We start from the raw sequence: 18,269 nt of genomic DNA, 5'->3' as shown, positions 1-18,269 counted from the left end.
GGAAATTTATCGAATAAGATGCAAGGTCATTTATAGGAGGGAATGATGACTGAAGATTTCTACTGTGAGGAAGTATTCAGCGGTAAAACACAGGTGAATAAAGTTTTGGAGACTGACAATGTGTTAGCTTATCATCATACAAAGCCAGCTTACCCAGTACATATTGTGGCAGTCCCTAAGAAACATATTGCCTCTTTAACGGCCTTGGAAGAGAGTGATAACGCCTTATTACTTGAACTCCTCGGTGTGATTAAAAAAGTGGCTCAACAAGTTACAGCAGAACATGGGGCTTGTCGAGTGATTACAAACCTAGGTCATTATCAAGATTCGAAACATCTTCACTGGCATGTCGTGTCTGGGAAAACGATTAAATAAGCGGTCTGTCATGCATTTTGGCGGGTAATTTGTGATAAGAGTTTCCCCTTTTTTAATTGAAGAAAAAAGGAATAATATAAACACTTTACGGAGGGACTATGCAAACGTTTATTTATATGATACGACACGGTGAATCACCAAAAGAGGGGAATGAAAGAACAAGAGGGCTAACGGAAAAGGGAAAATTAGCTGCGGAACGGATAAAGAATCGGTTAAAAGCAGAAGGCATTGATGTCATTATTTCAAGTCCATATTATCGTTCAATGTTAACTGTTCAGCCTCTAGCTGATTCCTTAGGACAAGAGGTAATCATTTTTGAAAACCTTAGAGAGAGAGTATTTTCCTCTGATGCTGAGCGGATTTCTGATCAGGCATTGAATCCACTATTAGAGAGATCTTTTGCTGATTTTAATTTCGCACTAGAGGGCGGGGAGTCTAACGCGGACTGTCAAAAAAGGGCTATAAACGTTTTACACCAACTCTTAAAGACCTATAGAGGTCAAAAAGTCGTAGTCGGCACCCACGGAGCCGTGATGACTTTGATGATGGGATATTACGATAGCAATTATGATTTAGATTTCTTACATCGTACTTCCAAACCCGATATATATAGAATGACATTCGATGACCAGAAATTAGTGGGTGTAAAAAGAATATGGGAAGTATCGTCTGATTTTTGAATCGAAAAAACGACTTGGACTTCCAAGTCGTTTATAATAGCTCCAACACTTAATTCTCGTCATGATGCACCGGTTGCTTTTTTCTCCAGCTCAGTAACGCCCCACAAAGAATCAAACAAAGGACAATCATCAGGACAAAAATTTGTTTGTCGTACGTAATAAGGTCGCGGGTGAGTCCGGCAATCATCGGAATCATGCCACCGAGGATATAACCGAAGCCTTGCATCATGGCTGTCCAAGCGCTGGCCTCACTTGAGGATGCAACAGCGTTTAACGGCATTGCTAATGAAAGCGGGAATAACCCGCCAAGACCTATAGCAATGAGAATAGTGGCTATCCATGGATTCAAAAGATTAAAGACAATGAAGACTAGTCCCAGTAAAACAAATAAGGTACTTCCCATTAACCACGCTTTTTCGTTTTTGTAGAGATCTGCGAATGAAGGGATGAAAAAGCTACATAGCATTTGAACGACCGTAAATAGTGTAATGAGTGTTCCAGATTGTGCTTCACTAAACCCCATTGTTTGTGCCACGGGGGCTAACCAAGTGCTAATACAATAAAAAATACCCGACTGTAAGCCAAAGATGAGCATAAACAACCATGCTTTCCCATTTTTGAAGGGTAAGGTTCAGACCTGTGATTTGATGGGTGAACAGGCTCACTCTTTTTCACCATCGGAAGCCAAAAGAGGAGTCCGATGATGGCAAAAATCCCCCAACTGGCTAAAGCAAGTTGCCAGGAACCGTTCAGTCTTTCTTGTAACGGAATCATCAAACCGGCGCTTAATGACGCTCCAATTCCCATGCCTAAAGAATAGACCACCGATCATCATCCCGATTTTGTTCGGGAATTTTTTTTTGATATAGCCAGAAATTAAGGGTCCGGCAATGGCGATCCCAATGCCTATAAAGAAGGCAGTGGGAAGCAGGGTCAATGCAGAATGAGTAAACGCTCGAAAGGCTGTCGCGATAAAAATGAGCACAAGACAAGCCGCAATCGTTTTTTCTAATCCCAATCGCGAGCTGATGCGTGTGGAAAAGAACGCAAAAAAAACCATACATATGACAGGGATAGACGTCAGTAAACTCACCATTCCATTGCTTAAATGTAAATCATGTCTAATAGCTTCTAATACTGGTGAAATTGATGCGATGCTGATTCTTAAATTTAATGAAACAATAAAAAGGGCGAATACTATAAAAAAATCTGTTTCTTCATTGCGAACATCCCTTATGTCAAATTTTATTTCATCACATTATCAGATTTTTTATATGTAAATAACAATCTGTTATTGGTTTCGACTTATTTGAATCTATGGAACCGCTTTAGATAAAGAGGATACAGATAAAAAGGGAGCCCCTAGGTGCAATTAAAATGGACCCTGTAAAGTAGACAGTTAAAAAAGAGCTTGAGTCTGAACTCTAAGCTCCTTTGTGTCTTGATTTTCTTCCAGTCCATCAGCTGGTCTCAACGTTTTTTTCTTAAACTCCTTTTGCCAGGGTATTCACCATAGTGTTGCGTTGCTGTTCATCGGACTGATTCCATATGATTTCAAACAAGACCCCAAGACCTGGCAGCATTTTCTCTTGGCCGTCTTGAATGGCATCTACAATAGTATCGCGAAGTTGAGTTTCATCATTATCGGAAATATTATGTTTCACGGCATTACGAATATTGATATCCACAATACAGCACACTCCTTTACTTTTGACTATAGTATTTGGTTATCTCGCTAAAAATATGTAAAATAGAGAGCATAACTTATGGGAGTGAAGAGAGGTTAATATGAACGTTCAATACATACAATCTGCACAAAATAAAAAATTTAAAGAGTGGCGCAAACTTTTAAAAAGGCGTGGACGGGAGAAAGCGGGGCTTTATCTCATTGAAGGCCCCCATCTTGTGGAAGAGGCTCTGGAAGATCCTGATGTTGTACAAGAGCTGCTTTTAAATGGGGATCAGGATGTGGTGTTTGAGCTTTACGAAGACATGATGGTGTATCAGCTTAACACCGATCTATTTAAAGAGCTTGCCATGACGGAAAATCCTCAAGGAATGCTCGCGGTGTGTAAAATGAAAAGTTCAGAGCTTCCGAAAGAGGCAACGCGAGTGTTGTTGTTAGATGCTGTCCAGGATCCAGGGAATTTAGGGACATTGATTAGAACAGCGGATGCGGCAGGCCTTGATGCAGTCTATCTAGGAGAGGGCTGCGTTGATCAATATAATGAAAAAACTTTGCGCAGCGCTCAAGGCTCCCATTTCCATCTTCCGGTCATCCGTTTAAGTTTATTTGAAGCGATTGTTCAACTGAAAGAACAAGCGATTCCTATTTATGGGACCTCGCTGGCAGGGACGGAATTATCATCAGACCTTCGTCAACATCGATTTGCCTTGCTTGTAGGCAACGAAGCCAACGGGGTACATCCTGATCTTTTAGATCAAACCGATTTTTCGATAAAAATTCCGATCTATGGTCAAGCCGAATCGCTTAATGTTGCAGTGGCCGCCGGCATTTTAATGTACTACTTACGGGGACTTTAAAGGAGTGAATGCGTCCGGTAGGGACAACTTCTCAGCTTTCACCAATTTCTGCTCACTAAAATAGGATATAGTGACATTGACCTATGAAGGAGCGGTAACCATGTATCCTGAATATCCTTATTACTCCAAGAAAATGGTAACAAAAGAACAGCCGATAGCTTTTCCAGCTCAGCATCAAGAAAGACAACCCGGTATAGAATCGCTAATGAATCCAAGGCCCATTATTGAAAATCCCGAAGTAAAAGGGAGCGATAAACTGAAAGATAAAGTCGCTATCATTACAGGTGGGGATAGTGGCATTGGAGCGGCGACGGCTATCGCTTTTGCAAGAGAAGGGGCTCATCTTGTCATTCCTTATTTTAGTGATTATGAACAAGAAGACGCTGAACGTACCAAAAAACGTGTAGAAGCGTTTGGACAGCATTGTATTCTGATGACAGGAGACCTCCGTGACCCTCATCATTGCCAAAAAGTCGTGCAAACCGCTGTGGATACCTTTGGTAAGCTCGATATTTTAGTGAACAATCATGGGGTGCAGTTTCCCCAAGAAAGCTTATTAGATATCTCGATAGAACAATGGGATGCCACTTTTAAAACAAATATTTATGCCTTTTTTTATATGTCTAAAGCGGCGCTCCCTCATCTTAAAGCAGGAGATGCCATCATTAATACGGCCTCAGTTGTGGCCTATGAAGGCAATAAACAACTGATTGATTATACCGCTACAAAGGGAGCTATTGTTGGCTTTACTCGAGCACTTTCACATAATTTGGCGGATAAAGACATCAGAGTCAATGCAGTTGCCCCAGGATCCATCTGGACACCGCTTATACCCTCAAGCTTCTCAGCGGAAGACGTGGAGAAGTTTGGACTGAATGCACCAATGAAACGAGCGGCACAACCTTTTGAGCTTGCGCCTGCTTATGTGTATCTGGCCTCGGATGATTCGAGATATGTCTCAGGGCAAGTGATCCATGTGAATGGTGGCATTATGGTGAGCTCTTGATTGAAAGTGATGTAGGATTTAAATGTGGCGGTGATTGTACTTTAATAAAGTGTAAAAAGAAAAAAGCTTTCACCGCTGACAGTTTTAAACCCTTCTGGAAGGGAAAACCCCTTTCCTCCATCCTCTTAGTGCTACAAAGTAAAAAGAATGCTTAGCATTGAACACTTCTCAGCCGAAGCCTATACTAAAATAAAAACTGATAGAAAGGATGGTTAAAGTTGGGACAAGAAATCAAAGGGAAAACGGCCTACATTACAGGCGCAAGTAGCGGCATTGGACGGGCAACAGCATTGGAGTTGGCTAAAGCGGGGGTTAACGTTGGGTTAATCGCTCGTACAAAAAGCAAATTAGAAGCCGTCGCTGAGGAAATTGAGTCTATTGGTGTGAATGTCAGTTTCTCTTCTACAGATATTGCTAATATGGAAGCTGTCCATCACGGCATCGCTTATCTAGAAAAAGAGCTTGGGCCAGCTGACATACTTATCAATAATGCAGGAATCGGGTGTCATGGTCCCTTTTTAGAAATTGAACCTGAACAGTGGAAGCATACATTTGAAGTCAATGTTTTTGGTACATATCATGTGACACGCGCTGTTTTGCCACAAATGATTGAGAAAAACCGTGGGGATATTATAAACATCTCCTCAAGTAATGGCCTTAAAGGAACAGCGGGTTCTACTTCTTATAGTGCTTCGAAATTCGCAATCCAGGGGATGACCGAAGCGCTTATGCAAGAAGTGCGTCGGAACAACATCCGCGTCTTTACACTGAATCCGAGTCTTGTAGCGACAGAACTCGCCTTTGGGGACACGCTTACCGAACAGAATAAAGAAAAATTTATGCAACCCGAGGATCTCGCCGAATATATGGTTTCCCTATTGAAGCTGCATCCACGTATTTTTATAAAACAGTCCTTGCAGTGGGCAACTAATCCATTTTAGAATAGGTATAATAACCATGGAAATTTATTAATACGGAAACTTGTATTAGGGATAGGGGGACTATCGCGCATCGTTTGTCGCTGTTGATAGAGATTGCACGTAAACAGGTTGCTATTGATTAAGATATGACATCCGTGTCAAGTTCCATTTTTGATATATTCGAATAGATAGATTATTTATAATAGAATGGGACCTGAGGGTGTGATAGACACTCTAACCTCCTTTAGAAAGGAGGTGGTAAGTGATGGCAGAGATTGTGATACTTCTTACGTCTTTGGTTAATTTTACAGTTGCTGTTATGAATCTAACAGTAGTGCTGTTAACAAAGCGTAAAAAGAAAAAGAACCTCCACCGTCATCACCGGTGAAAGTTCTAAACATCCCGGAAGGGGCAAGCCCCTTCCCTCCATCATCTTATGTTTATCATACCCTTTTTATTCTAAAAACTCAAGTGGGGGAATAAAAATGCTGATTTTAACCCTGTGTATTTCTGTTATTGCATTCATTCTTTCTATCATCACTTTGAGTCTTATTATTAAAGACCGCAAAAATTAATTGATTGAAGGCGACCACCCTTTATACATAAATTAAGGTCTTATTAGATTTCACTTAAAATATAAGAATGTAAGAAAGGGTTTTGGTAGAAAAATTTGTCTTCTTTGATTACGGCTTTGCCGGAGGAGCCGTTTTTTAAAAGTCCATTTTACTCATGATGTTGCAGAATAGCTGATATTTCTTTATACTAACAGTAACGAATAGAAGAACTTGTCATGCGTTGAAGGAGAGTAGTACTGGCGAAAGCCGCCATTTAGGGAGGATGTGTCCTGACTGAAAGCACATCTATGGCGGCATGTTAGGAATTCGCTCTGGAGCAATCATCCGAAAAGACCAAGGAATAGACAAGCATCAGGCTTGGAACGTTTTCCTAGGTAAAGGATGGATCGGCACCGCCCGTTATCCGGTGTTAAGTGAGCGATCCTATCTGATCGTTAACAAGGGTGGTACCGCGGAGCCTCGTCCCTTTTTTGGGGGCGGGGTTTTTTGTAGCGTCAGCATTTATAACTTAGCAGAAGCCCTTATAAGCGCAACTTTGGCTTTCAGCATTAAGGCTTGGCGACAACTTTAATGTGTAAAGGCGGAGCCTTGAACATCAGGCTGTGCTTAGCGAAGCGGTGAAGGACAAGCCAAGTTTTCTACTGTTCCTTTTACAGCGTGACGTTCTCCGTTAATAAAAACAAAACCGATGTCAATAAAAGCCGCTCCGCTTTTTGAAGATAAGGAGGAAGAAAATGAAAGACAAATTAGAGGCTCTAAAAGAGGAAGCTTTGGCAGCTGTCCAAACGGCGAGTGAGCCTAAGCAGCTTCAAGATGTAAAGGTGAAGTATTTAGGAAAAAAAGGACCAATTACAGAGGTGCTTCGCGGGATGGGCAAGCTATCCGCTGAGGAGCGTCCAGTGATTGGACAGTTAGCCAATGACGTTCGCGAGGCGATTCAAAGTGCGATTACCGAAAAAGTAGAAGCGCTTGAGAAAAAGAAGATTGAGGAACGCTTAGCGAGTGAAGCGGTGGATGTGACACTTCCTGGTCGCATGGTCCAACAAGGCAATCATCATCCGCTTACTGCTGTTATTGAGGAAATTGAAGATTTATTTATCGGTATGGGCTTTTCAATTGCAGAGGGACCAGAAGTAGAGAAGGACTATTATAATTTTGAGGCCTTAAATCTTCCGAAGGATCACCCGGCAAGGGATATGCAGGATTCCTTTTATATTACAGAGGATATTTTACTGCGGACACATACCTCACCGGTTCAAGCACGCACCATGGAAAAACATCATGGACAAGGTCCAGTGAAAATCATCTGTCCGGGAAAGGTGTATCGTCGGGATACTGATGATGCGACGCATTCCCACCAATTTATGCAAATTGAGGGTTTATATGTTGATAAAAATGTCCGCTTAAGCGATTTAAAAGGGACTCTCACGGTGTTTGCGAAAAAGATGTTTGGTGAAGACAGGCACATTCGCTTGCGTCCAAGCTTTTTCCCCTTTACGGAACCGTCTGTGGAAATGGACATTTCTTGTTTCCGTTGTGGGGGTGAGGGGTGCTCAGTTTGTAAGGGGACAGGCTGGATTGAAATTCTCGGTTCAGGGATGATCCACCCTAATGTCTTACGGATGTCTGGATTCGATCCGGAAGTCTATACAGGATTTGCTTTTGGTATGGGACCGGAGCGTATCGCTATGCTTAAATATGGTATTGATGACATTCGCCATTTCTATACGAATGATCAGCGGTTCTTAGAACAGTTCAAACGGGCATAAAGGTGGTATAAAAAAATGAATGTTTCTTATAATTGGTTAAACGAATATGTTGATTTAACGGGTGTTACTCCGCAGGCGCTTGCGGAAAAAATAACGAAGGCAGGTATAGAAGTTGAACATGTTACCTTTCTTGGTGAAGGGATCCGTGATGTTGTCGTCGGCTATGTAGAGTCTTGTGACAGGCATCCAAATGCCGATAAGCTCAACGTTTGTCAAGTCAATATTGGTGCAGAGGAAAACGTGCAAATTATTTGTGGAGCTCCCAATGTTGCGGCTGGACAAAAGGTTGTCGTGGCTAAGGTTGGTGCAGTCCTTCCTGGGAATTTTAAAATTAAAAAGGCAAAATTACGCGGTGAAGTTTCCCAAGGGATGATTTGCTCACTTCAAGAACTCGGCATTGAAGACAAGTTTGTTCCAAAAGAATTTGCGCATGGCATCTACGTTTTAGAAGAAGAGGCAGAAGTGGGTGCCGATGCCCTACCTTATCTCAATCTTGATGATTACGTTTTAGAGCTTGATATTTTACCGAATAGTGCGCATTGCTTAAACATGATTGGTGTCGCTTATGAAGTGGCGGCGATCTTAGACCGGGAGATTCAACTTCCCACACCTGAGTTCGTAGAAACCGCTGTGGATGTTACAGCAAAAATTACGGTTCAGGTTGATGCCCCAGAGAAGGTCCCCTTCTATGGTGTACGTGTGATTGAAGGTGTGAAGGTCGGGCCATCCCCACAGTGGCTACAGAATAAGTTGATTGCTGCGGGAGTTCGTCCGATATCTAATATCGTCGACATTGCTAATTTTGTCATGCTGGAATATGGGCAACCACTCCATACCTTTGACTATGATACATTTGCCTCTGATAAAGTGGTGGTGCGCCATGCTGAAAACGGTGAAAAGCTCACCACTCTTGATGATGCAGAACGTACGTTGACTGCAGAGGATCTTGTCATTACCAATGGAAAAGCACCAGTGGCTGTTGCCGGAGTAATGGGCGGAGCTGATTCAGAAGTCACTGATAAGACAACAACAATACTTCTTGAGGCGGCGATTTTCGATGGGGCATCTATCCGTCAAACCTCCTCACGTCTCGGTCTGCGCACAGATGCCAGCAGCCGTTATGAAAAAGGGATCGATAGGAATCGAGTGGCAGGTGCTGCTGATCGTGCAGCCGAATTAATCTCAGAGCTTGCAGGTGGGCAGGTGTTAAAGGGTTTTACCCATGTAGGGGAGCCAGAAGTTCCTGATCGAGTGATCACGATGCCTTGGCAGAAGATCAATGCTGTATTAGGCACAACCTTTTCTTCAGATGAGATTTTATCTGTGTTTCGTCGCTTGCGTTTTGCTGCAAAGGTTGAAGGCGATGGATTACAGGTCGCCGTCCCAGCCCGGCGCCCCGATGTGACGATCCCAGAGGATTTGGTAGAGGAAGTGGGCCGCACCTACGGCTATGACCATGTGCCAGCAACCTTACCAGAAGGCAGTGGGACAACAGGTATTCTCACTGATTATCAGCTTAAGCGTCGCCGGGTACAGCGTTACATGGAAGGCGCAGGGCTCTACCAAGCGGTGACCTATTCTTTGACCACTGAAGAAAAGGTTAAGAGTGTGACGACCATCGATGAAGCGTCTTATCAGCCGATTCCACTTGCTATGCCAATGAGTGAGGAACGGTCGGTCCTCAGACTTAGTCTCATTCCAGCATTGCTGGAGATTACACAATATCATCTTAATCGGCAAATGCCTGATGTGAAGCTTTTTGAGCTCGGTAAAGGCTTTTATTCAAAAGAAGAAAGGCTCACTCAGCTTCCTGAAGAACGGGAGCAGCTTGCGGTTGTTCTCACGGGAAGCTGGCAGTCCGCCGGATGGCATGCACAGGCAGAACCCATTGACTTTTTCGTTGCCAAAGGCATTCTTGAAGGCTTATTTAATACGCTTGATTTGACGGAGCGCATCTCCTATCAAGCTGCTCAGCGTGAAGGGCTACATCCAGGACGCACTGCTAATGTATTGCTAGATCAAGAGGTCATTGGTTTCGTCGGACAGCTGCATCCAAATTTACAGAGCCAGCTTGATTTAAAAGAGACTTATGTATTTGAACTGGATATTGAGCAGGTGCTCCATGCTGAAAATGAGACCCTTCGTTATATCGCTTTACCGCGTTATCCAGCGATCTCTCGTGACATCGCTCTTGTCGTTGACGAACAGGTGGCTTCCGGGGAGTTGATTAAGGTTATTAAAGAGAATGGTGCACCCCTTCTTAAAGAGGTGAAGCTCTTTGATATTTACCAAGGGGAATCTTTAGGGGCTGGCAAGAAGTCAATGGCCTACGCTCTAAAATACCTCGATCCCGATAAAACCTTAACCGATAAAGAAGTTGAGAAAGTACACACGAAGGTTTTGACGGCGCTTGAGGCGGAACTTGGCGCTGTGCTCAGAGGTTAGATTCACACGGAAAATAGCCCCTCACTTTTTGGAGTGAGAGGGCTATCCATGTGTAAGCGTGAAGAAGACGCAAGGGCGATGACGCGTTTGCCAATGATGAAATAGGTTTAAAATTTTATGTCGTGTTTGAACTTAAGAAAGTAGGAAGATTTATGTGCTTAATAACGTTTGCGTATCATGCGCATCCCAATTACAAGCTTGTTGTGGCTGCTAATCGAGATGAGCTGTATGGGCGTCCGGCCTCTTTGGCAGACTTTTGGGCGGATTATCCTGAGGTGTTAGCGGGAAGGGATTTAGAAAAAATGGGAACGTGGATGGGCGTGACAAAAGCTGGACGTTTTGCAGCGCTGACCAATTATCGTGATCCTTTTTCAGAAAATCCGAACGCTATCTCTCGTGGCGAGTTAGTCAGTCAGTTTTTATGTGGGACGATGGATCCAGAGATCTATCTGCAATCAGTGAAAATGCATGCTCAGGATTACAATGGGTTCAATCTCATCATAGGGGATACCGAAACGCTTTACTATTTTTCTAATCGAGAAGGCGAGATCCGCAAGCTAGAACCAGGGATTTATGGCTTGAGCAATGCTTTGCTTGATACACCGTGGCCTAAAGTTGAAAAAAGTAAGGCGCGATTAAAGGGGTGTCTAGAGGGAAAGGAAAGGATCGAAGAGGACTGCTTGTTTGAGCTCCTTGCTGATGAGGATAAGGCTCCGAAGGATCAGCTCCCTGATACAGGAATAGACGAAGAGCTTGAACATTTGCTGTCTTCGCCTTTTATAAGCAGCCCAAAATATGGCACCCGAACCTCAACCCTTGTGACCGTCGACACCAAAGGCCATCTTACCTTTGCAGAACGTACCTATCAGCCAGAGCAAAATGAAAGGACTTATGCATTCGATATAGTGGCCCAAAAAGAGATAGATATTAAAAGGTAAGCTTCGTTATTAATAACGTCAGATTATCACTTTGCCGAAGACTTTATAAGCTCGGGCTTTGACTTTTGCCACCCAGAGGCTTTGGAGTCACCCTTAGTAGGTGATTTGAAAAATCGCATCAGGCTGTGCTTAGCGGAGCGGTGAAGTATAAGCCACGTTTTTAAAATAAGATAGAAGCTATGGGATTCGATAAAGAGTCTTATAGCTTTTTTTTATATTTTAAGAAAGCATAAAATTCTGTTCATGAGGACGGTGTGGATTTCCGCAAAGGAAGGGTTCTTTACATCATGAAGCCAGTGTAAGCTTAACGCTGATGGAAAAATGGCTACCAGCTTTTCTCTTCGGCCAGAAATACATGGCTGAAGCCAAATAAAGTCCGAAGTGGAAGGGCATTTGATAAGAAACCTGAGCAAAAGGCCCCTCTGAATATCCAGATCTCTCTATCACCCCCTAGTACATCTATGTTATTTTATTTTAAATGAGGCATTCTAGTTAACTCAAAGCATAGGTGGCATTTTTTTCAGTAAAGGGATTGACACTTAGAGATTACGTGTGTAGTATTGAATTACATTTGTAATATTGATTACAATTGTAATCCGGTGGCGAAAAGGAGGATACACACCAGGCAAAATGGCTGCCTTTTTATGTGTATTATAGAGTCTGGGGCTATAGCTTCACACCATTTTTTTCGCTACACGATTATAACAGAAGAAAGAGGGCTAGATGTTGAAAAGACGTAATGGTTTTAGAGTGAATAAGTTTATACTGGTTTTGATTATACTTTTGATCGCTGTTGTCCCACTTGCAGGATGGTCAAAGCCTGCCGAACACCAATCAGCTCATCGTGATAAAGGGCCCAAGAAGAAAACAGCTGATCATCTTAGTCAGCAGTTTGCTAGACTCGAGCATACATATGATGCGAGGCTTGGAGTCTATGCGCTCGATACGGGGAATCATCGAACCGTTAGCTATCGATCTGATGAGCGGTTTGCTTATGCCTCGACCTACAAAGCTTTAGCCACAGGAGCGTTACTACGACATCATTCACTGGGCCAGCTTAATGAGCGCATCACATACACGAGCAAGGATTTAGTTTCGTATTCACCGATTACAGAGCAACACGTTGATACTGGGATGACGCTTTGAGAAGTGAGTGAGGCTGCTGTACGATACAGTGATAACACAGCCGGGAATCTTTTATTAAAGCAACTCGGAGGTCCTAAGGGATTTGAAGCAGCATTGAGAAAAATTGGCGATCATGTAACACAGGTCGCTCGCTATGAGCCCGATTTAAACGCTGCTGTTCCGGGGGATAGTCGAGATACAAGCACACCAAGGGCACTTGCTACTGATCTTCAGACATTGGCAATCAGGAATGGGCTTCCTCCTGAAAAACGTGCGCTTCTGATCGACTGGATGCGGGGAAATGCTACTGGAGATGCCTTGATCCGGGCGGGCGCACCAAAGGGCTGGGAGGTTGACGATAAGAGCGGAGCTGGGAGCTATGGAACGCGAAATGATATTGCCATTGTTTGGCCACCGAATAGAGCGCCTATTGTCATTGCCGTTTTATCTAGCCGCGCTGCACAGGATGCCACGTATGACGATGCGCTTATCGCAGCAGCAGCTAAGGCTGCACTCAGTGCTCTAAATTAAATCTATTCCACTTGTCATTGTTAACGGCAAGGCATGAGCGCGCACAGAAATATTTGCAGTCAGCACGTACTAGAAAACTTTGGTATGTGTTGACTGTTTGATTACTTTATAATTAAGATAAGGATTATTTGAGCATTGCACTAGGAAATTTAAGATTATGGTCATTAGTAGGGAGGTGAGGACAGCAGCATGTTTCTCACACATTTTCTCATCGGTTGCATCGTATCTTCTATGAGTATCGCTATCATAATGCTCATTAAAAAAGTGTTTTCAAAACAGCTATCAGCGAGAGGGCATTATTATCTATGGCTTTTAGTGTTTATTGGATTGACACTGCCTTTTATATCAAATTATTTATTTCATTTTAGCCAGCACTTTCAGTTCTTGGAGACTTATCATCAAAAGGATAGTACTCATTCTTCTCCTATTACTAATGGGCACTCCCGGTTGGAAAAAAGTCATTGGATGCAGGATCTGACGCTATCTGTGAATCATCCCATTCTCGACTTTCTCAATCATGTTTTAGTATGGATTTGGATCATAGGGGTTCTATTGATGTCTGTTCTAACACTGTTTGCTTTGTTGAAGATCGAGAAGATAAAAAGGACGACGAATGAACTTAAAAATAAAGATATATTGCTTTTATTTGATGAGTGTAAACAACATTTAAATCTATCCAAACAACTGATTATAGGGGAATCGCCACGCATTACCTCTCCCATGACATTTGGTCTTTTCAAGACCTATGTTGTTCTGCCCGCTCATTGTGATGAATGGCTATCAATGAAAGAGATGACCTTCATTTTACTTCATGAGCTCACTCATTATAAGCATAAGGATGTTGCGATAAATGACCTGACTGTACTTTATCAAATTTTGTACTGGTTCAATCCATTGGTTTGGCTGGCTTTTAGAAAAATGAGGTTGGACCGTGAAATCGCTTGTGATACCGCTGTTTTAAATGCATTGGATCAGAACAGCTATCAAGAATATGGTCATACGCTCATTAAAATGGCGGCCAGAACAACGCAACCGAAGGCTTTTACTCTGGCCAACCAGCTCAATGGTTCTAAGGCGCAAATAAAGAGACGGATTAGGAGTATTGCAACCTTTACAAGGCAAACAAAAAAAGGGAAGCTTAAGAGTATAGTCATTTTTATGGTTGTAGGATTAATGCTGACAAGTCAAGGTCCGTTTATTTCTGCTTTTGCTGAGGAAAATAATCACTATGATTTTAAAAGTGATCGAGTGATTGACGTGCATCTAAGTGACTATTTTGATGGATTTAAGGGGAGCTTTGTATTATATGATTTGAAGGCGAATCGCTATTATATCTATAATGAGAAGCAAAGTAGGCTTCGAGCGTCCCCAGATTCGACTTATAAGATTTACAGTGCCCTATTTGCTTTGGAAGCGCATGTCATAACTCCTGAGCATTCCACCATCGATTGGAATGGCACACAGTATGCCTATAAATCATGGAATAGCGACCAAAATCTATCGACAGCACTGAAAAATTCTGTCACATGGTATTTTCAGGAGTTAGATAAAAGAATAGGGCTGGAGCGTGAACAAGGCGATCTTAATCAAATTGGCTATGGAAATGGAAAGGTTTTTGAAGGAAGGACGCCGTTTTGGCTAGAATCTTCTCTGAAAATATCACCAATAGAGCAGGTACAGCTACTTAAAGCCTTTTATACGAATCAATTTAAATTTAAGAGAAAAAATATCCAAACTGTTAAAGCTGCCATTAAACTAGAAGAGAAAGATGGTGCCGTGCTTTCTGGGAAAACGGGTACAGGCATGGTCAATCATAAAAATATCAGTGGCTGGTTTATCGGTTATGTTGAAACGGTTGATAATACTTACTTCTTTGCCACACGTATCCAAAATGATGCCCGTGCTACCGGAAGTCAGGCAGCGCAAATCACCTTATCGATTTTAGAGGATAAAGGGATCTATTAGTCATCATAAGATAAAGAGAGCTGATGAAATTTCATGTAGTATAAGAGTAAAATAGAAGGAGGGAAGTAGAGAAATGGCTAAAGAAGCACCGAGTATTTCAGAAGCTGAGTGGGAAGTCATGAATGTGCTTTGGGAAAAGGCACCCCAGACAGCAAATGACGTCATTGGCTCCTTGCAGGATAAAACGGACTGGAAGCCGAAAACAGTTCGCACGCTTTTAGATCGTCTTGTTCAAAAACAGGTGGTTGGTGTGAATAAAAATCAGAGGATTTATACCTTTTTTCCACTTTATACCCAGGATGAATGTCAGCATGCTGAGGCAAAATCCTTTATTGAACGCATTTATGGTGGCACATTGAAGTCGATGCTTGTGCAATTTATTCAAGAAGACTCCTTGTCCGAAGAAGATATTAAGGAGTTACGTGCTATTCTCGATGACAAAACCAAAAAGTCTTAGAAATGGTATGAGGTATAGATGTGCAAGTGTTGATTACACACTTAACTAAGGCATGATTTGTAAAAAAAGTAGGCGTTGAATACCCTTCTATACCGATGAGCTTGGAAGAGTCGAGTTATTTAATAGTTAAATATTAATTAGGCTTTCAGATGAAGTGATATTAGGATAATCGCTCAATGAAACCCATTCCTTAATTCCCCAAATGGAAACGCCAATCAGGGATTATTTCATCTCTTCTGTTCACTCATAGGGATATATCGGTTAAGATCAATAGCCTTTTGATAAAGCATTCGGGCGATAGAGCGATAGAGCATCTCTTTGGGGGATGTTTTTTTCTTTTTAGGAATAATAATATAATTAAAATCGATAATTATTTATTGTAAAACGATAAATTTGTGGTAAAATAAATTTGACAATAAATGAGTGAGGTGCTTTTTCATGAACCGCGTATCAACGCTCTTTTTAAAAATAGCTGTGCTTTTTATCGGAATGCCGATTCTTGCTTTGTGCATCTTTGTTGTACCCCATATTGCAAGCTATGCAGGAGGCTTATATCCAACAGTCTCTTATATGAACATTCTTGTTTTTATCGTCTTATATGGAGCGGCAATTCCTTTTTATATGGCGCTTTTTCAAGCCTTTAAACTTTTAAGCTTCATCGATAAAAACAAAGCGTTCTCGGACTTATCTGTGAGAGCTTTAAAACATATAAAAATTTGTGCCACCATTATCTGCATTTGGTATATAGCAGCCTTGCCTCTCTTTTATGGCTTTGCTGACAAAGATGATGCCCCGGGTGTTATCATTATCGGCTTGATCATTATTTTTGCTTCAATGGTCATTGCTGTTTTTGCTGCTGTACTTCAGAAACTGTTAAAAGAAGCGATAGATATAAAATCAGAAAATGACTTAACGGTTTGAGGTGAAACCCATGGCAATTGTAATCAATATTGATGTCATGCTAGCTAAGAGAAAAATGAGTGTAACGGAGCTTTCAGAGCGGGTTGGGATCACGATGGCCAACCTTTCTATATTGAAAAATGGCAAGGCAAAAGCGATCCGACTCGCCACTTTAGAGGCGATCTGTAAGGCCTTAGAGTGTCAGCCAGGAGATCTTTTGGAATACCGAAGTGATGAAGAAACGTAATATGAAGAGGGGGAGCAACACATGAATGTAATGATCCAAAATCATGCCCGGAAAATGAAGGGACGCAGTATGAACGCACTTCAACAATTGATTCGCTTTGGTTGGGAACAAGCGCTGTCCTGTCTCTTTCCTGCGGTGATCTTTGTCTCTTTGGCTATGACAAAAATCCTGCCGCTTCCCTTTTTACCACGGTATGATTGGTTGCTGATTATTTGCCTTCTCATGCAATGGTGGATGGTGCGTTCAGGGCTTGAAACTGTGGATGAACTTAAGGTGATTACATTGTTTCACCTTATTGGACTTGCTCTTGAACTATTCAAAGTGCATATGGGCTCTTGGTCTTATCCAGAGGAAGGCTATTCCAAAATTTTTGGAGTACCACTATACAGTGGATTCATGTATGCAAGTGTAGCCAGCTATCTTTGCCAAGCCTGGCGGAGATTAAAGGTTGAATTGATCAAGTGGCCGCCATTTGTCGTTGTTGTCCCCCTTGCTGCTGCCATCTATTTAAATTTTTTCACTCATCATTTTTGGATGGATGTGCGTTGGTGGTTGTCTGGACTTGTACTTATTGTTTTTGGGCAATCGGGGGTAATCTATAGGATAAATGGCAGGCGCTATCGGATGCCTCTTGCTCTTTCTTTCGGACTTATCGGTTTCTTTATATGGATTGCCGAAAACATTGCCACCTTTTTTGGTGCTTGGGAATATCCAAACCAGACCGGTGCCTGGCACGTCGTTAATCTTGGGAAGGTGAGCTCCTGGCTCTTATTGGTGATTGTGAGCTTTCTCATTGTTGCGACATTAAAGCAGGTGAAAGAAAAAGGACCAAAAGAATAGAGGGATGGGACTTCCTTTAGAACGATTTAAAATGGAAGGAATCTGAATTATTTTTATCCCAATAGAGAGTGCCGTGAAGTGTTAGGGAACTGATTATCCATGGAAATCCCCTGTCTTTTGATTCACCGTCACATATGGATTTTGGCCGGTGTTGATTTCCTTAACCCAGACTTCCCATTGGCCATTGCCAATATTTTTGTAGCGGCTCGGCGTCACGTGATACCCTTTATACAATTTTTTCTCAAATGTGCCGACCCAAGCCCCTTGAGGTCGGTTGATCACCTGACTTTTCGCGTCATTACTGGGACTTGTGCTATTGTTTGCTGTGCCTTTTCGATTTGACGCTGAATGATGGGTTTGAGTTGTGGCATCTGATTGCGGCTGCTCTTTTGTTGCTGTATCTTTATCCGCTGAATGACTACAAGCAGAGAGGTTAACGAGTAAAATGCTGAATAAAATTGTGCCCATAAAAATTTTTAAATGCTTCATACTTACAACTCCGATCAGTTAAAACGTTCTGTCATCCAAATGGGATTCTAACATCCCCTAAATGCTCTTTTAAAGGAAGACAGTCAGTTAGCATTTACTATATTTGAAAAATCATTCAAGGCATCCTTGCGGGATGTTTAGGCAGGGGCCATGTATTCATTTCTGATGCCTTCATGAGAGCTATTATGCTCAAAAATAATACCCTTTTATCTAGCGTGTATGTAGCGATGGACCTGAGTCCTAATAAGCGCAGTCATGAAAATAATGTAGGTTAAATTAAGGTATGGGGGCTGTCTTTACTCAGGTTTTATTTAATCTTTGAAGTATATTGAATTCACATTTTTTTATGTAAATTTAACGTATGTGTAAAATAGTTCTCGGTGGTATTTCTACAAAATCCTAGCCAAAAAAGAAGAGGCACTCTATCATAAATGTATGCCTACCAGAGCAAATACATCGTAGA

16 protein-coding genes, 2 pseudogenes and 1 other annotated feature are annotated in these 18,269 nt (G+C 42.1%); of the genes and pseudogenes, 15 read left to right on the top strand and 3 right to left on the bottom strand.

Annotated elements, in window-relative coordinates:
• Positions 1–42: 42 nt before the first annotated feature.
• Together IEW82_RS16285 and IEW82_RS16280 are read left to right on the top strand one after the other, a co-directional pair.
• Positions 43–375 carry an HIT domain-containing protein gene (locus IEW82_RS16285; protein ID WP_188696947.1) on the top strand — a complete coding sequence of 111 codons (333 nt, stop codon included), beginning with the start codon at positions 43–45 and terminating at the stop codon, positions 373–375.
• Positions 376–473: 98 nt separating this feature from the next.
• On the top strand, positions 474–1,055 hold the full coding sequence (locus IEW82_RS16280) for a histidine phosphatase family protein (protein ID WP_188696944.1): 582 nt from the start codon (positions 474–476) through the stop codon (positions 1,053–1,055).
• 49 nt (positions 1,056–1,104) lie between these two features.
• Here IEW82_RS16280 and IEW82_RS20325 read toward each other — a convergent pair.
• Together IEW82_RS20325 and sspI are read right to left on the bottom strand one after the other, a co-directional pair.
• A pseudogene (locus IEW82_RS20325) lies at positions 1,105–2,292 on the bottom strand (MFS transporter).
• A gap of 247 nt (positions 2,293–2,539) precedes the next feature.
• Positions 2,540–2,743: a small acid-soluble spore protein SspI gene (sspI, locus tag IEW82_RS16270; protein WP_188696941.1), complete on the bottom strand. Its 204-nt coding sequence runs from the start codon at positions 2,741–2,743 to the stop codon at positions 2,540–2,542.
• A gap of 100 nt (positions 2,744–2,843) precedes the next feature.
• Here sspI and IEW82_RS16265 point away from each other — a divergent pair, with 100 nt between their 5' ends.
• The 13 genes and pseudogenes from IEW82_RS16265 to IEW82_RS16210 all read left to right on the top strand — a co-directional run bounded on the left by IEW82_RS16265 (position 2,844) and on the right by IEW82_RS16210 (position 17,317).
• Positions 2,844–3,599 (top strand): TrmH family RNA methyltransferase, encoded by a 756-nt coding sequence (locus IEW82_RS16265; protein ID WP_188696938.1) that lies wholly within the window; start codon positions 2,844–2,846, stop codon positions 3,597–3,599.
• 100 nt (positions 3,600–3,699) lie between these two features.
• Entirely contained in the window at positions 3,700–4,605 is a 906-nt protein-coding gene (locus IEW82_RS16260) for an SDR family oxidoreductase (RefSeq protein ID WP_188697151.1), read from the top strand.
• A gap of 218 nt (positions 4,606–4,823) precedes the next feature.
• Positions 4,824–5,546 (top strand): 3-ketoacyl-ACP reductase, encoded by a 723-nt coding sequence (locus IEW82_RS16255; RefSeq protein ID WP_188696935.1) that lies wholly within the window; start codon positions 4,824–4,826, stop codon positions 5,544–5,546.
• Between the two features lie 244 nt (positions 5,547–5,790).
• Positions 5,791–5,913 carry a hypothetical protein gene (locus IEW82_RS20265; protein WP_268237397.1) on the top strand — a complete coding sequence of 41 codons (123 nt, stop codon included), beginning with the start codon at positions 5,791–5,793 and terminating at the stop codon, positions 5,911–5,913.
• Positions 5,914–6,311: 398 nt separating this feature from the next.
• Positions 6,312–6,570, top strand: a binding site (T-box leader).
• Positions 6,571–6,834: 264 nt separating this feature from the next.
• Entirely contained in the window at positions 6,835–7,869 is a 1,035-nt protein-coding gene (pheS, locus tag IEW82_RS16250; protein WP_188696932.1) for a phenylalanine--tRNA ligase subunit alpha, read from the top strand.
• 15 nt (positions 7,870–7,884) lie between these two features.
• Positions 7,885–10,314, top strand: coding sequence for a phenylalanine--tRNA ligase subunit beta (pheT, locus tag IEW82_RS16245; protein WP_188696928.1), 2,430 nt, complete (start codon positions 7,885–7,887; stop codon positions 10,312–10,314).
• Between the two features lie 152 nt (positions 10,315–10,466).
• The gene (locus IEW82_RS16240; RefSeq protein ID WP_188696925.1) at positions 10,467–11,252 is read left to right on the top strand and encodes an NRDE family protein; all 786 of its coding nucleotides are present in this window, start codon (positions 10,467–10,469) and stop codon (positions 11,250–11,252) included.
• Between the two features lie 723 nt (positions 11,253–11,975).
• A pseudogene (gene bla, locus IEW82_RS16235) lies at positions 11,976–12,908 on the top strand (class A beta-lactamase).
• A gap of 189 nt (positions 12,909–13,097) precedes the next feature.
• A complete protein-coding gene (locus IEW82_RS16230) occupies positions 13,098–14,873 on the top strand; it encodes a BlaR1 family beta-lactam sensor/signal transducer (protein WP_188696922.1) in 1,776 nt (591 codons plus the stop codon).
• A gap of 73 nt (positions 14,874–14,946) precedes the next feature.
• On the top strand, positions 14,947–15,330 hold the full coding sequence (blaI, locus tag IEW82_RS16225; protein ID WP_188696919.1) for a penicillinase repressor BlaI: 384 nt from the start codon (positions 14,947–14,949) through the stop codon (positions 15,328–15,330).
• A gap of 438 nt (positions 15,331–15,768) precedes the next feature.
• Positions 15,769–16,251, top strand: coding sequence for a DUF2975 domain-containing protein (locus tag IEW82_RS16220; RefSeq protein ID WP_188696916.1), 483 nt, complete (start codon positions 15,769–15,771; stop codon positions 16,249–16,251).
• A gap of 10 nt (positions 16,252–16,261) precedes the next feature.
• Positions 16,262–16,477 (top strand): helix-turn-helix domain-containing protein, encoded by a 216-nt coding sequence (locus IEW82_RS16215; protein ID WP_188696913.1) that lies wholly within the window; start codon positions 16,262–16,264, stop codon positions 16,475–16,477.
• Positions 16,478–16,546: 69 nt separating this feature from the next.
• Positions 16,547–17,317, top strand: coding sequence for a DUF817 domain-containing protein (locus tag IEW82_RS16210; protein WP_188697148.1), 771 nt, complete (start codon positions 16,547–16,549; stop codon positions 17,315–17,317).
• A 93-nt stretch (positions 17,318–17,410) separates the two neighbouring features.
• Here the strand turns inward: IEW82_RS16210 and IEW82_RS20095 are convergent, their stop codons facing one another.
• The gene (locus IEW82_RS20095; protein WP_229672699.1) at positions 17,411–17,806 is read right to left on the bottom strand and encodes a hypothetical protein; all 396 of its coding nucleotides are present in this window, start codon (positions 17,804–17,806) and stop codon (positions 17,411–17,413) included.
• Positions 17,807–18,269: the final 463 nt, after the last annotated feature.

The sequence above is a fragment of the Pullulanibacillus camelliae genome (assembly GCF_014642655.1).
Taxonomy (GTDB): Bacteria; Bacillota; Bacilli; order Bacillales; family Sporolactobacillaceae; genus Pullulanibacillus; species Pullulanibacillus camelliae.
Note: the sequence above shows the minus strand (reverse complement) of the source record. Positions and strands in the feature narration are given on the sequence as shown.

Excerpts from the sequence above, each read along its gene's own strand:
- IEW82_RS16285 (WP_188696947.1), top strand. The coding sequence starts at position 43 with ATGATGACTGAAGATTTCTACTGTGAGGAAGTATTCAGCGGTAAAACA.
- IEW82_RS16280 (WP_188696944.1), top strand. The coding sequence starts at position 474 with ATGCAAACGTTTATTTATATGATACGACACGGTGAATCACCAAAAGAG.
- IEW82_RS16265 (WP_188696938.1), top strand. The coding sequence starts at position 2,844 with ATGAACGTTCAATACATACAATCTGCACAAAATAAAAAATTTAAAGAG.
- IEW82_RS16260 (WP_188697151.1), top strand. The coding sequence starts at position 3,700 with ATGTATCCTGAATATCCTTATTACTCCAAGAAAATGGTAACAAAAGAA.
- IEW82_RS20265 (WP_268237397.1), top strand. The coding sequence starts at position 5,791 with ATGGCAGAGATTGTGATACTTCTTACGTCTTTGGTTAATTTTACAGTT.
- pheS (WP_188696932.1), top strand. The coding sequence starts at position 6,835 with ATGAAAGACAAATTAGAGGCTCTAAAAGAGGAAGCTTTGGCAGCTGTC.
- pheT (WP_188696928.1), top strand. The coding sequence starts at position 7,885 with ATGAATGTTTCTTATAATTGGTTAAACGAATATGTTGATTTAACGGGT.
- IEW82_RS16240 (WP_188696925.1), top strand. The coding sequence starts at position 10,467 with ATGTGCTTAATAACGTTTGCGTATCATGCGCATCCCAATTACAAGCTT.
- IEW82_RS16230 (WP_188696922.1), top strand. The coding sequence starts at position 13,098 with ATGTTTCTCACACATTTTCTCATCGGTTGCATCGTATCTTCTATGAGT.
- blaI (WP_188696919.1), top strand. The coding sequence starts at position 14,947 with ATGGCTAAAGAAGCACCGAGTATTTCAGAAGCTGAGTGGGAAGTCATG.
- IEW82_RS16220 (WP_188696916.1), top strand. The coding sequence starts at position 15,769 with ATGAACCGCGTATCAACGCTCTTTTTAAAAATAGCTGTGCTTTTTATC.
- IEW82_RS16215 (WP_188696913.1), top strand. The coding sequence starts at position 16,262 with ATGGCAATTGTAATCAATATTGATGTCATGCTAGCTAAGAGAAAAATG.
- IEW82_RS16210 (WP_188697148.1), top strand. The coding sequence starts at position 16,547 with ATGAACGCACTTCAACAATTGATTCGCTTTGGTTGGGAACAAGCGCTG.
- IEW82_RS20095 (WP_229672699.1), bottom strand. The coding sequence starts at position 17,806 with ATGAAGCATTTAAAAATTTTTATGGGCACAATTTTATTCAGCATTTTA.